Source organism: Pseudolysinimonas yzui (assembly GCF_014653215.1).
GTDB lineage: Bacteria > Actinomycetota > Actinomycetes > Actinomycetales > Microbacteriaceae > Pseudolysinimonas_A > Pseudolysinimonas_A yzui.
Genome location: NZ_BNAI01000001.1, coordinates 733,745 through 746,059 on the forward strand (window position 1 = coordinate 733,745; position 12,315 = coordinate 746,059).

The 12,315-nt window shown below is 69.2% G+C and carries 14 protein-coding genes; 11 read left to right on the forward strand and 3 right to left on the reverse strand.

Going from position 1 to position 12,315, the window contains the following annotated elements; all coding sequences use genetic code 11:
* The first annotated feature begins 38 nt into the window (after window positions 1–38).
* The 5 genes from fmt to IE173_RS03710 all read left to right on the forward strand — a co-directional run bounded on the left by fmt (window position 39) and on the right by IE173_RS03710 (window position 4,689).
* Window positions 39–947 carry a methionyl-tRNA formyltransferase gene (gene fmt, locus IE173_RS03690; RefSeq protein ID WP_191281982.1) on the forward strand — a complete coding sequence of 303 codons (909 nt, stop codon included), beginning with the start codon at window positions 39–41 and terminating at the stop codon, window positions 945–947.
* On the forward strand, window positions 944–2,317 hold the full coding sequence (locus IE173_RS03695) for an RsmB/NOP family class I SAM-dependent RNA methyltransferase (protein WP_229841860.1): 1,374 nt from the start codon (window positions 944–946) through the stop codon (window positions 2,315–2,317). The genes fmt and IE173_RS03695 overlap by 4 nt, the downstream gene beginning before the upstream one ends.
* A complete protein-coding gene (rpe, locus tag IE173_RS03700; RefSeq protein ID WP_191281983.1) occupies window positions 2,314–2,976 on the forward strand; it encodes a ribulose-phosphate 3-epimerase in 663 nt (220 codons plus the stop codon). The genes IE173_RS03695 and rpe overlap by 4 nt, the downstream gene beginning before the upstream one ends.
* Before the next feature lie 116 nt (window positions 2,977–3,092).
* A complete protein-coding gene (locus tag IE173_RS03705) occupies window positions 3,093–4,280 on the forward strand; it encodes an abortive infection family protein (RefSeq protein ID WP_191281984.1) in 1,188 nt (395 codons plus the stop codon).
* Between the two features lie 40 nt (window positions 4,281–4,320).
* On the forward strand, window positions 4,321–4,689 hold the full coding sequence (locus IE173_RS03710) for an FKBP-type peptidyl-prolyl cis-trans isomerase (RefSeq protein WP_191281985.1): 369 nt from the start codon (window positions 4,321–4,323) through the stop codon (window positions 4,687–4,689).
* 9 nt (window positions 4,690–4,698) lie between these two features.
* Here the strand turns inward: IE173_RS03710 and IE173_RS03715 are convergent, their stop codons facing one another.
* Genes IE173_RS03715 through mobA form a run of 3 tightly spaced genes read right to left on the reverse strand, consistent with a single transcriptional unit; the run spans window position 4,699 to window position 6,669 of the window.
* The gene (locus IE173_RS03715; RefSeq protein WP_191281986.1) at window positions 4,699–5,817 is read right to left on the reverse strand and encodes a molybdopterin molybdotransferase MoeA; all 1,119 of its coding nucleotides are present in this window, start codon (window positions 5,815–5,817) and stop codon (window positions 4,699–4,701) included.
* Window positions 5,814–6,098 (reverse strand): DUF6457 domain-containing protein, encoded by a 285-nt coding sequence (locus IE173_RS03720; RefSeq protein WP_229841861.1) that lies wholly within the window; start codon window positions 6,096–6,098, stop codon window positions 5,814–5,816. The genes IE173_RS03715 and IE173_RS03720 overlap by 4 nt, the downstream gene beginning before the upstream one ends.
* Window positions 6,085–6,669, reverse strand: a complete 585-nt coding sequence (mobA, locus tag IE173_RS03725; RefSeq protein ID WP_191281987.1) for a molybdenum cofactor guanylyltransferase — start codon at window positions 6,667–6,669, stop codon at window positions 6,085–6,087. Before mobA ends, IE173_RS03720 begins: the two co-directional genes overlap by 14 nt.
* Before the next feature lie 56 nt (window positions 6,670–6,725).
* Between mobA and fdhD the strand changes: the two genes are divergently transcribed.
* From fdhD to hisI, 6 genes are all read left to right on the forward strand, one after another.
* Window positions 6,726–7,595 (forward strand): formate dehydrogenase accessory sulfurtransferase FdhD, encoded by an 870-nt coding sequence (gene fdhD, locus IE173_RS03730; RefSeq protein ID WP_191281988.1) that lies wholly within the window; start codon window positions 6,726–6,728, stop codon window positions 7,593–7,595.
* Window positions 7,592–9,916: an FdhF/YdeP family oxidoreductase gene (locus tag IE173_RS03735; protein WP_191281989.1), complete on the forward strand. Its 2,325-nt coding sequence runs from the start codon at window positions 7,592–7,594 to the stop codon at window positions 9,914–9,916. Before fdhD ends, IE173_RS03735 begins: the two co-directional genes overlap by 4 nt.
* Window positions 9,913–10,176, forward strand: coding sequence for a phosphoribosyl-ATP diphosphatase (locus IE173_RS03740; RefSeq protein ID WP_191281990.1), 264 nt, complete (start codon window positions 9,913–9,915; stop codon window positions 10,174–10,176). The genes IE173_RS03735 and IE173_RS03740 overlap by 4 nt, the downstream gene beginning before the upstream one ends.
* A gap of 78 nt (window positions 10,177–10,254) precedes the next feature.
* Window positions 10,255–11,094, forward strand: a complete 840-nt coding sequence (gene hisG, locus IE173_RS03745) for an ATP phosphoribosyltransferase (protein WP_191281991.1) — start codon at window positions 10,255–10,257, stop codon at window positions 11,092–11,094.
* 7 nt (window positions 11,095–11,101) lie between these two features.
* Window positions 11,102–11,863: an imidazole glycerol phosphate synthase subunit HisF gene (hisF, locus tag IE173_RS03750; RefSeq protein ID WP_229841862.1), complete on the forward strand. Its 762-nt coding sequence runs from the start codon at window positions 11,102–11,104 to the stop codon at window positions 11,861–11,863.
* Window positions 11,860–12,201, forward strand: a complete 342-nt coding sequence (gene hisI, locus IE173_RS03755; protein WP_191281993.1) for a phosphoribosyl-AMP cyclohydrolase — start codon at window positions 11,860–11,862, stop codon at window positions 12,199–12,201. The genes hisF and hisI overlap by 4 nt, the downstream gene beginning before the upstream one ends.
* Window positions 12,202–12,315: the final 114 nt, after the last annotated feature.

The following is a 12,315-nucleotide window of genomic DNA, read 5'->3' on the forward strand; positions in this document are numbered from 1 at the left end:
CGTCCGGGCCGAGGCGTGCGGCACGGCAGAATCGAAGGATGGCTCTCAGGATCGTCTTCGCGGGAAGCCCCGCCGCCGCGGTCCCCAGTCTCCGGGCCCTCGCGGCGACCGATCACGAGATCGTGGCTGTCGTCACCCGCGAGGATTCACCCCTCGGCAGGAAGCGCGTGCTGACTCCGACCCCGGTCGCCGACGTTGCGACGCAGCTCGGCATCCCGGTGCTCAAGGCGAACCGGATCGCGCCCCTGGAAGCCCGCATCGCGGCACTGAGGCCCGATCTCGGGGTGATCGTCGCGTACGGCGGGCTCATCCGCGAGCCGTTGCTGTCGACACCCCGGCTGGGCTGGATCAACCTGCACTTCTCGCTGCTTCCGCGCTGGCGCGGCGCCGCGCCGGTGCAGCGGGCGCTCATCGCCGGTGACCCGGTGACGGGTGCGGCGGTCTTCCAGCTGGTCGCCGAACTCGACGCCGGCCCGGTGTTCGCGACGCTCGACTACGCGATCGGACGCAACCAGACCGCGGGGCATCTGCTCGACGTGCTCGCCGCACGCGGGGCCGACTTGCTGGTCTCGGTCGTCGACGACCTCGACGCCGGAACGGCACGCGCGGTTCCGCAGAGGGGCGAGGTGACCCTCGCCCCGAAGCTCGAACTGGATGACGGCCGCCTCGATTGGTCGCGTCCAGCAGCAGAACTGGATGCCCGCATCCGCGGCACCACGCCCGAGCCGGGGGCGTTCGCACTGCTCGACGGCGACACCGAGCGGCTCAAGGTGCTCGACGCCGCGATAGCGCACGACGACGCCCCGCTCGCACCCGGGGAGTTCGATCTGCGCGCCGGCCGGCTGCTCGTCGGCACCGGGACCGACCCGCTGCACCTCGTGACCGTGCAGCCCGCAGGAAAGCGCCCGATGGCCGCCGCCGACTGGTGGCGGGGACGCACCCGGTGAACGTCAAGCACGGAGCCGGCACCACGGGGCGCGCCGCCCCCGCCCGCAAGGTCGCCGCGGAGGTGCTCGCGGCGGTGCGCGACGACGACGCCTACGCCAACCTGCTGCTGCCCGGCCGCATCGCCCAGGCGAAGCTGAGCCCCGGAGACGCCGCCCTCGCCACCGAACTCACCTACGGCACCCTGCGGATGCAGGGGCGGTACGACCGCATCATCCGGCTCGCCGCGAACCGCGAGACGGATGCGATCGACCCGGTCGTGCTGGATGTGCTGCGCCTCGGCGTGCACCAGTTGCTCGCGACGCGCATCCCGCCGCATGCCGCGGTCGGCGACACCGTCGCTCTCGCCCCCCGGAGGGCGACCGGGTTCGTCAACGGGGTACTGCGCACCGTGTCGCGGTCGACGCCAGAGGAATGGGATGCCCGCCTCACCGAGGGTCTCACCGGCGATGCGCGGCTCGCGGCCGAGTACTCGCATCCGGAGTGGGTCGTCGATGCGCTGCGTCGAGGGCTCGAGGCCGACGGGCGCGGTTCCGAACTGGAAGAGCTGCTCGCCGCCGACAATGTCGCGCCGGCGGTCGCGCTCGTGGCGCTTCCCGGTCTGGTCGAGGTTGCTGCCGTCGGCGAGCCGGGGGTCATCGCCCCGACGGCGGTTCGGGCGCTGGGTGGGGATCCGGCCGCCGTGCCCGCCGTCGCGGCGGGTCTCGCCCGGGTGCAAGACGAAGGATCCCAGCTCGCGGCGATCGCCCTCAGCCGGGCCCGCGAGATCGTGCCGGGGGAGCGCTGGCTCGACATGTGCGCCGGTCCCGGAGGCAAGGCCGCGCTGCTCGCCGCCGAAGCCCGCATCGGCGGTGCGGAACTGATCGCCAACGAGCTGGTGCCCGCGCGGGCGGGGCTGGTGCGTCGCGCCCTCGCGGTCTTCGATCCGGCCCCCCGCGTCGTCGAAGGCGACGCCACACGCTTCGCGACGAGCGAGGCGGGCGGATTCGACCGCATCCTGCTCGACGCCCCCTGTACTGGACTCGGCGCCCTGCGTCGCCGCCCCGAAGCCCGCTGGCGCAAACAGCCGTCCGACATCCCCGGTCTCGTCGCCCTCCAGGCCCGACTTCTGGATGCCGCAGTCGCCGCGCTCGCGCCGGGCGGCCTGCTCGCCTATGTGACCTGCTCGCCGCATCCCGACGAGACCCGCGCCGCTGTCGCCGGCGTGCTCGACCGGCATCCGGAGCTCACCGCCGTCGACACCCGCGAGGTCGTCGCCCGCATCGCGACGAGCGACCTCGGGCCCGGCGTCGGACCGGCCGTGCAGCTGTGGCCGCACCGCCACGGCACCGACGCGATGTTCATCCAGTTGCTCTCTAAGGTGGACGCGTGACCGTACGGATCGAGCCCAGCATCCTGTCGGCGGATTTCGTGAATCTCGAAGCCGAAGTGGCGCGCATCGCGACCGCGGATGCCGTTCACGTCGACGTCATGGACAACCACTTCGTGCCGAACCTCACCTTCGGCCCGCAGATGGTGGGCCGGCTGCAGACGGTCGCCCCGATTCCGCTCGACGTGCACCTGATGATCTCGGATGTCGACCGCTGGGCGCCCGGGTACGCCGAGCTCGGCGCCTTCTCGGTGACGTTCCACGCCGAGGCGACCGACGAGCCCGTCGCCCTCGCGCGTCGGCTGCGGTGGATCGGCGCGCGTGCGGGGATCGCGGTCAAACCGGGCACCTCGCTCGACCCCTACCTGGAGCTGCTGCCCGAGTTCGATCAGATCCTGGTGATGACCGTCGAGCCGGGCTTCGGCGGTCAGAGCTTCATGGCCGACATGATGCCGAAGGTCGCCGCGGCGCGTGCCGCGATCGACGCGGCGGGTGTCGACGTGTGGCTGCAGGTCGACGGGGGGATCGCGCTGGACACGATCGGACAGGCTGCAGAGGCGGGTGCCGACACGTTCGTCGCGGGATCCGCTGTGTACGGCGCAGCCGATGTCGAGGCGGCGATCACTGAACTCCGCGCTTCGGCAGAGCGCCACGCGCACTGACGCTCGGGCCGGTTCTCGGCAACCACGGCCGCGGCGTCCAGCGCAAGTTGTCCTGGGAAGCGAAGTAGAGAGACGCGCTGGGCGCGCCCGTCACTAGGCTTCCGGCGGAGGCGTCAATGGAAGACATGGATCCAAGCAGTTGGGCCTCGACGATGGCGCGCTACCAAGACTGGCTGATCGCTTCCGGTAAGAAGGCACGCACGGTTGAGCTTCGACTGTTCCACGTCGGCAGGTTCTCTCGCGCAACTGTCCATGGCCCCAACAAGATCCGCGCCCAACACGTCCTCGGATACTTGGGTGCGAAGGACTGGGGACCGAATACCCGGCTAGTGGTGGTGGGGAGTCTCCGCGACTTCTTCAAGTGGGCTGTGACCTTCGGTGTGACGGATGAAGACCCGACCGCTTCCATTCCTAGGATCCCAGTCCCCGTCAGCGTCCCGGATCCACCGTCACGCAAGACGATCCGGGCAGTGCTCGACAGCGCTGAACCCCGCGAGCGACTGATGATCCGACTTGCGACCGACGTCGGGATGAAGGCTGGCGAAATCGCTCGGGCTCACGTTCGCGACCTTCGCGTTAACGATGACGGTGACTATGTAATCAAGGCACAGGGCACCCGCAAGGCACCGTGGCTGGAGGTCCCGCCCACGCTGGCCGACGAGATCCTGACGCACAAGGGCTATCTGTTCCCTGGCCGAATCGACGGCCACAACTCGGCCGCATACGTCTCTCGGCTTCTTTCGCAGACCTTCGGAGACAGGTTCACCGCTGAAGACTTGAGACACGCGAGTGGAAAAGCAGGAAAGTCGGTCGCGCCGGGCTTTCACGCGCCCAGCACCGTCTCGCTCGTGGAAGATGCCGACCTCGGCGACAATCGGGCGATACAGCAACAACTCCGCCGGATCGCTCGTGACATGGAAGGCGACCCTTCAGCAGCGCTGTCCGAAGCAAAGAACTTGTTGGAAAGCCTCTTCAAGCAGATACTCACCGAACGAGGAGTTGCGCACTCGAGGGAGCATTTCGAGGCACTCTATCGCATGGTGTCCGACGCGCTCGGGCTAACAAGGGGTGTGCGAGAGGATCGAATCCTCAATGGGCTAGCGGAGGTGATTCAAGGGATGACGCAGACTCGCAACGCGCTCGGAGCAGGCCACGGTCAAGTGGATGTGAGCCCAGCTGAGCCCCGACACGCACGCTTGATGTTCAACACCGCAGTTGCGATCGCGGAGTTCTTGACCGAGACGTGGCGGGACGTTCGCGAGTCTGATGCGGAGCCGCAGCACGCTCCCTCCGATCGCGGCTAGCGTGGACTTGCCAGCACTTACAGAGAACTGAGGACCGCTAGTGGCAGACAAGACCAAGCCGGAGATCGACTTCATCGAAGGCCCCGCCCCGACCGAACTCGTGAGCACCGACATCGAGGTGGGTGACGGCGCGGAGGCGACTCCCGGTGCCCGGGTCACCGTGCACTACGTGGGCGTCGACTTCGAGACCGGCGAAGAGTTCGACTCCTCGTGGAACCGCGGCGAGTCGATCGAGTTCCCGCTCAACGGGCTCGTGCGCGGCTGGCAGGAAGGCATCCCCGGCATGAAGGTCGGCGGTCGTCGCCAGCTCGTCTGCCCGCCCGCGTGGGCGTACGGTCCGGCCGGCGGCGGACACCGTCTCTCGGGTCGCACCCTGGTCTTCGTGATCGACCTGCTCGGCGTCGCCTGACCCGAGGGCCTAAGCCCAGGGCAGCGGCAGCACTTCGGCGTCGCCGACCGGGGGAACCACGAGTACCCCGGTCGCGGCGGCGAGGCCGCGCATCATCGCGGCACCGGTCCACTCGACTTCATCGAGCCCCGCACGGACGGGCACGAGGCGGGTGGCTTCGGGATGCCGCTTCACCGACGCGGGGACCGGCACCTTCACGAGGGGTGCGACCGCGCGACCGGTGAATCCGGCGATCAGCACATCGCCGAGCGACAACAGCCCGAGCATCGCGGCGAGCGGGTTGCCGGCGAGCCCGAGTACGAGTGGGCCGTTCGGGATGCGGGCGAGCAGCGTCGGGCCGCCCGGTCGGGAGGCGAGCCCGGGTACGAGGTAGTCGGCGCCGAGGTCGTCGAGCGCGCGCCGGACGTGGTCGGCGTGCGAACCGCCGGTGCCGCCGGTCGTGACGACGAGGTCGGTGCCCGCGTCGCGCAGCGCCTGGACGGTCGCCTCACGGTCGTCGCCGATCCGCAGGCTGCGGGCGGGTGACGCGCCGAGCATCCGCAGGATGGTGGGAATCGTCGCGCCGAAACTGTCGCGCACCTGCCCCGCGGCGGGGATTCCCGCGAGCACGACCTCGTCGCCCGTGAACACCGTCGTCACGGTGGGTTGCCGCGCCACCTCGAGCCGGTCGGCGGTGGCGGCCGCCGCGAGGGCGAGGTGCGCGGGGGAGAGGCGGGTTCCGGCGCTGACCAGCACCTCGCCGGATCGGGCTTCCTCTGCGGGGGGACGGATGTGGTCGCGGGACTCGGGTCGGTCGAGCACGAGCCGGTCGCCGTCGACGTGCCCGTTCTCGCTGCGCACCACGGCATCCGCTCCCGCCGGAAGCAGCCCCCCCGTAACGATCGGGGTCGCCTCACCGTGACGCAGGGGGCCGCCGTCGCGCAGCTGCCAGTCGCCGGGACCGGCCACCGCCCAGCCGTCCATGGCCGCGGAGGCGTAGTGCGGGATGTCGATCCCGGCAGCCACGTCGCGGCGCAACACGCGGCCCAGAGCCTGGTCGAGCGCGACCTCCTCGCTGCCGAGAGGCGAAGCGGCGGCGGCCGCGCGGCGGCGCGCCTCCGGCCAGGCGAGGCGATCGGGGTGGCTCACGAGCGGCGGGCCGCCAGATCCTTCGAGATGCGCATGGCCTCCGCAGCGGCCGCGTCCGGATCCTCGCCGAGTGCGGCGGCGCGTCCCGCGGCGAACCCGACGAGGTAGGTCGTCAGCGGGGCGGCCGGGCGGATGACCGAGTGCGCGACGACTCCGGCGAGGCCGAGGACCGAGCGGATATCGACATCGGTCTCGATGCCGAGTGCGGCGCGCACCTCGTCGGCCCAGTCGGTGAGGATGCCGTCGGTCTCGTCGGGACGTTCAGGTTCATGGGTGGTCATGGGGGACTCCTGTCGCTGCGGGTGCGGCGCCGAATCGCGCGGCGTCGTCCCAGGTGTCGATGTCGTCGGTCGAGCCTTCCGGCACGACGACCTCGACGAGATCGAGGCTACCGAGTAGCGCGCGCATCGAGGCGTCGATGATGGTCGGCAGGCGTGCGATCGCCGCCTTGAGGGCGTCCGGGCTCACGGCGATCGTCAGCTGCTGACGGCGACCCCGATCCACCGCGATCACACCGTCGCCCGTGAACGCCCCGAGAAGTGTCGGTAGAGCGGACGCCACCCCGGGCATGTCGCAGGCGATCACGAGCACCGCATCGGCGTCACCCGGCAGGGCGCGGAGTCCAGCGGCGATGGCCGCTACGGGACCCGCGAACGCCGGTTCCTCGCGCACCGCGGGTGCGTCATCCGTGCCTTCGTCACCGACGACGATCACCCGACGCGCCCCGGAGGCGAAGACGGCATCGACCGACCCCTGGAGCAGCGTCGTTCCGCCGATCTGCAGTTTCTGTTTGTCGGAATGATGCAGCCGCGATGATCGCCCCCCTGCGAGAATGAGAGCGTCGACGATCATGCCGAACACTCTAAGTCGCGGGTCGAAGCGCATCACTATCGTGATAGGTATTGGACATGGGAAGAATCACCGCAAGGAAGCGGGTCACCCGGATCACGCTGGGCGAGAGCTCCGCTGACACGACCGTCTCCCGGCGCGAGGACCTGCTCGCGGTCGAAGAGCCGCTGGAGATCCGGGTGGGGGGAACCTCGCTGAGCATCACGATGCGCACGCCGGGGCACGACTTCGACCTCGCGGCCGGATTCCTGATCTCCGAGGGCATCGTCGCCCACGCGGGCGAGATCGCCGCCATCCGCTACTGCGCGGGCGTCACCGAGACCGGCGAGAACACCTTCAACGTGCTCGACGTGACCCTCGCGAACGGCGTCGCGGCGCCCGACCCGAGCCTGGAACGCAACTTCTACATGACCTCCTCCTGCGGGCTGTGCGGCAAGGCGAGCATCGACGCCGTACGCACCGCGTCGCACCACCCGGTCGCGCACGACCCGCTGGTGATCGACGCGAAACTGCTGGCATCCTTCCCCGACCGTCTGCGCGCGGGACAGGACGTCTTCGACAAGACCGGTGGGTTGCACGCCGCGGCACTCTTCGACGGCCGCACCGGCGAGATGCTCGTGCTTCGTGAGGACGTCGGCCGCCACAACGCCGTCGACAAGGTCATCGGCTGGGCCCACGGCGAAGGGATGCTGCCTCTCTCCGGAATGGTGCTGCAGGTGTCGGGGCGGGCGAGTTTCGAGCTGGTGCAGAAGGCGTCGATGGCAGGCATCCCGATGCTCGCCGCCGTGTCGGCGCCGTCGTCGCTCGCCATCGACCTCGCCCAGGAGTCGGGCATGACCGTCGTCGGGTTCATGCGGGGCCGCACGATGGTGGTCTACGCGGGCGAGCAACGCGTCGCCGTGCCGCACCTCGTGGAGGCGGCTCGATGACCGAGGAACCCACCGAGGCGTACCCCGACATCAAGGTCGGCCACAACGAGCCGTGGGCGGTCGGGGTTCCGGCCATCCTCAACTCGATGGAGCCCGCCCTGCACGACATGGGCGTCGTGCGCACCGCAAAACTGTCGCTCGCCATCAACCAGAAGGACGGCTTCGACTGCATGAGCTGCGCGTGGCCCGACCCCGGGCACCGCAACACGCTCGAGTTCTGCGAGAACGGCATGAAGGCCGTCACCTGGGAGGCGACGCCGGTCACCGTGCCGCGCTCGTTCTGGGCCGAGAACTCCCTGACGAGCCTGCTCGACCGCGACGAGTACTGGCTCGGACAGCAGGGGCGCCTCACCGAACCGGTGTACAAGCCGGCAGGGTCGGATCACTACGAGCCGATCACCTGGGACCGCGCGTTCGCGACCATCGCCGAGCGGCTGAACGCCCTGAGCAGCCCCGACGAGGCGGCGTTCTACACGTCGGGCCGCACCGCGAACGAGACGGCGTTCCTGTACCAGCTGTTCGTGCGGGCGTTCGGCACCAACAACCTGCCCGACTGCTCGAACATGTGCCACGAATCCACCGGCACCGCGATGAGCGAGACCCTCGGCATCGGCAAGTCGACGATTGCGTACGACGACTTCGCGCAGGCCGACCTCGTCATCGTGATGGGCCAGAACCCCGGCACGAATCACCCGCGGATGCTGTCGGCACTCGAGGACTGCAAGCGCGCCGGCGGTCGGATCATCGCCGTGAACCCGCTGCCCGAAGCGGGGCTCATCCGCTACAAGAACCCGCAGAAGGTGCGCGGCATCATCGGCAAGGGCACCGCGATCGCCGATCGGTTCCTGCAGATCCGCTCGGGCGGCGACATGGCCCTGCTGCAGGCGACATCGAAGCGGGTGCTGGCGGCCGAGGCGGCGGCACCGGGCACCGTGCTCGACCACGAGTTCCTCGCCGCCCACACGTCCGGGCTCGACGAGTTCGCCAGCCACATCGCCGGTCTCGACGAGGCCGCCGTGCTCGAGGCCACGGGACTCACCCCGGCTGAGATCGAGGCGTTCGCCGAGGAGTACCTGGCCGCGGACAAGGTGATCATCACCTGGGCGATGGGACTCACCCAGCAGAAGAAGGCGGTCGCGACGATCAAGGAGATCGTCAACCTGCTGCTGTTGCGCGGCAACATCGGCAAGCCCGGTGCCGGGGCATCCCCGATCCGCGGGCACTCCAACGTGCAGGGCGACCGCACCATGGGCATCTGGGAGAAGATGCCCGACCGCTTCATGGATGCGATGGATGCCGAGTTCGGCTTCTCGGTGCCCCGTCGACACGGTTACGACGCCGTGCAGACCGTCGAAGGGCTGCAGCGCGGTGACGTGAAGGTGTTCATCGCGATGGGCGGCAACTTCGTCGGCGCGATCTCCGACACCGCCGCCGCCGAAGCCGCGATGCGCGGCGCCTCGCTCACGGTGCAGGTGTCGACGAAACTCAACCGCTCGCACGTCGTCACCGGCGACGAAGCACTCATCCTGCCGACGCTCGGACGTACCGAGATCGACCTCCAGGAGTCGGGGCCGCAGTTCGTCTCGGTCGAAGACAGCGTCTGCGCGGTGCACGCCTCGCACGGCGCCGTGAAGCCCGTCGGCGACGATCTGCTCTCTGAGGTGGCCATCGTGGCCCGGATGGCGAAAGCGACGTTGGGCGACCGGTACGGCATCGAATGGGATGCCTTCGAGCGCGACTACGACACGATCCGCGAGCGCATCGCCCGAGTCGTGCCCGGCTTCGCCGACTTCAACACGGTGATCCGCAAGAAGGGCGGGTTCATCCTGCCGAACGGTCCGCGTGACGAGCGCCGGTTCGACACGCGCACCGGCAAGGCGATGATCACCGTCAACGAGCTCGAGCACCTCGAGCGGCCGCCGGGTCGCCTCATCCTTCAGACGCTGCGCTCGCACGACCAGTTCAACACCACGATCTACTCGCTCAACGACAGGTATCGCGGCATCAAGAAGGGCCGCGACGTGATCTTCGTCAACCCCGACGACCTGTTCGAAATGGGGCTCGCCGACGGCCAACGCGTCGACATCTTCAGCGAGTGGAAGGACGAACCCGACCGGGTGCTGCGCAACTACCGGGTCGTCGCGTATCCCACCGCGCGGGGCTGCGCTGCCGCGTACTATCCCGAAGCCAACGTTCTCGTGCCCCTGGCGAGCGCGTCGGAGGAGAGCAACACACCGGTCTCGAAGGCCGTCATCGTGCGGCTCGAGCCCGTCGAGGGCGGCGGCAGGCACGACACGAGCCCGCTACCCTGGGGGCTGTGAAGACCTTCGACGGGCTGTTCGAGGAGCTCTCCCGCACCGCAGCCTCGCGGCCGGAGGGCTCCGGAACCGTCGCGTACCTCGACGCCGGCGTGCACGAGATCGGCAAGAAGATCGTCGAAGAGGCCGCCGAGGTGTGGATGGCGGCCGAGTACGAGAGCGACGAGCGCACCGCCGAGGAGATCTCCCAGCTGCTCTACCACCTGCAGGTGCTGATGCTCGCGAAGAACCTCACCCTCGAGGACGTCGGGCGACATCTCTGATCGGTGGTCGAGTAGCCGCGAAGCGGCGTGTCGAGACCATTCCCGCCTGAGACCCTCCGACTGAAAGACTTGCGCCCAATGCTTCGAATCGCCGTGCCCAACAAGGGCACCCTCTCCGAGACCGCCGTGGACATGCTCCGCGAGGCGGGCTACGCGGTGCGCCGCGACCCCAAAGAGCTGATCGTTCCCGACCCGCGCAACGACGTGGAGTTCTTCTATCTGCGTCCGCGCGACATCGCGACCTACGTCGGGTCGGGCGCCCTCGATGTCGGCGTCACCGGCCGCGACCTGCTGCTCGACTCGCACTCGACCGCGGTGGAGATCGACGAGTTCGACTTCGGCGCCTCGACCTTCCGGTTCGCCGGACCGGTGGGGGAGTTCACGAAGCTCTCCGATCTGGCCGGCACCCGGGTCGCGACCAGCTACTCGGGCCTCGTCGAAGACTTCCTCGAAGCGCAAGGGGTGCGCGCGACGGTCGTGCACCTCGATGGCGCGGTGGAGTCGGCGGTGCGGCTCGGTGTCGCGGATGCCGTGGCCGACGTCGTCGAGACCGGATCCACCCTGCGCAAGCAGGGACTGGAGATCTTCGGCCCGGTGATCCTGGAATCGACCGCGGTGCTGATCGCCGCTCGTGACGACATCGACGGGCTGGAGACCTTCCGCCGCCGCCTGCAGGGGGTCATGGTCGCCCGCCGCTATGTGCTCATGGACTACGACCTGCCGGCCGAGCTCATCGAGAAGGCGTCGAAGATCACGCCCGGCTTCGAGTCGCCGACCGTCTCGCCGTTGCGCGACACCGGCTGGGTGGCGGTGCGGGTCATGGTGCCGCGCGACGACACCAACGAGGTGATGGATGCGCTCTACGCCCTCGGTGCGCGCGCCATCCTCGTGTCGTCGATCCACGCCGCACGGATCTGAGTCCGCCGTGTCGCTTGCGATCCGCGTCATCCCGTGCCTCGACGTCACCGAGGGGCGCGTCGTCAAGGGCGTCAACTTCGAGAACCTGCGTGACATGGGCGATCCCGTCGACCTCGCCCGCACGTACTACGAGCAGGGCGCCGACGAGATCACCTTCCTCGACGTCACCGCCACCGTGGATGCCCGCGCCACGATGTACGCGACCGTCACTGCGACGGCGGAGCAGGTGTTCATCCCGCTCACCGTCGGCGGGGGCGTGCGCAGCCCCGAGGATGTCGCCCGACTGCTGGCGAGTGGCGCCGACAAGGTGGGCGTCAACAGCGCCGCGATCGCCCGGCCCGAACTCGTAGGTGAGATCGCCGACCGGTTCGGGGCGCAGGTGCTCGTGCTCTCACTCGACGTGAAACGCAGCCCCCGTACGCCGAGCGGTTTCGTCGTGACGACCCACGGCGGACGCACCGAGACCGACATCGACGCGCTCGCCTGGGCGCGCGAGGTGATCGAGCGGGGTGCCGGCGAGCTGCTGGTCAACTCGATCGACGCCGACGGCACGAAACAGGGCTTCGACCTCGAGCTGGTCGGACTCGTGCGTGAGCTGAGCAGCGTTCCGGTGATCGCCAGCGGGGGAGCGGGCGCCGTCGGCGATTTCGCCCCTGCCGTCGCGGCGGGCGCGGATGCCGTGCTCGCGGCATCCGTCTTCCACAGCGGAGAGCTCACCGTCGGCGACGTGAAAGACGCCCTGCGGGCAGAAGGGATCGTGGTGCGATGAACGACGTTCTCGATCGAGTGAAGTTCGACAGCCACGGGCTGCTGCCCGCGATCATCCAAGAGGAGTCGACCAAGCAGGTGCTCATGCTCGGCTACATGGATGCCGAAGCACTGCGTCGCACCCTCACCGAAGGCCGGGTGACCTTCTGGTCGCGCAGCCGGCAGGAGTACTGGCGCAAGGGCGACACGAGCGGCAACGTGCAACACGTGCGCGCCGCCGCTCTCGACTGCGACGGTGACACCCTGCTCGTGACGGTGCACCAGGTCGGCCCCGCCTGCCACACCGGCGCCCACTCCTGCTTCGACGTCGACCCTTTGGCCCCGACTGTCGGCGGTTGAGTAGCCGCCGCAGGCGGCGTGTCGATCCCCCTGTGCACAAGGGTTGCGAGTCGAACATACGTTCGATAGGGTGGTCTTGCTCGTGCCGAGCATTCCGTTCTGAATGACGAACTG